Origin of the sequence: Mesorhizobium sp. M0701 (assembly GCF_040320365.1) — a bacterium.
Classification (GTDB): domain Bacteria; phylum Pseudomonadota; class Alphaproteobacteria; order Rhizobiales; family Rhizobiaceae; genus Mesorhizobium.
Genome location: NZ_JAMYPO010000133.1, coordinates 1 through 596, shown reverse-complemented (window position 1 = coordinate 596; position 596 = coordinate 1). Strand labels below are relative to the sequence as shown.

The following is a 596-nucleotide window of genomic DNA, read 5'->3' as shown; positions in this document are numbered from 1 at the left end:
GCAACGCTGGGTTACTCGCGTCGGCTGCATATCCGTCCCTCGCTTCGGGAGCGCCAGGCGGACTGGTTGGAGGGGATGGAAGGAGCCTTCCTTCGCTTCGGCGGGGTTCCAACGGAAGTGCTGTTCGATAATCCGAAGGCGCTGGTCGAACATCACGATGCGGCGACGCGGGAGGTGCGCTTCAATGTGCGGCTGCACGCCTTTGCCCGCTACTGGGGATTTACGCCACGGGCTTGTGCGCCCTACCGGGCGCGTACGAAGGGAAAGGACGAACGCGGGGTCGGCTACGTCAAGCACAATGCGATTGCCGGCCGCCGGTTCGAGAACTGGGCGGCGTTCGAGGCGCATCTGGACCGGTGGACGCGCGAGATTGCCGATCAGCGTGTGCATGGCACGACCGGCGTGGCTCCTGCGGAACGCTTTGCCGAAGAGGCCGTGGCGCTTCGCCCTCTGGGCGGACGGGCGCCGTTCGGGCAGCTGCGGGATCTCGTGCGCAAGGTCCAGGCAGATTGCGCAATCGACCTGGACACGAACAGTTACTCGGTTCCCTGGCGGCTGATCGGGGAGAGCGTCCAGGTCGTGGTGCTGGGCGGCCG

1 protein-coding gene is annotated in these 596 nt (G+C 66.3%); it reads left to right on the top strand.

Features of this window, described 5'->3' with window-relative positions; genetic code table 11:
- Nucleotides 1-596, top strand: a 596-nt coding sequence (istA, locus tag NKI24_RS35880) for an IS21 family transposase (RefSeq protein WP_352750950.1), incomplete at both ends; no start/stop codon positions are given.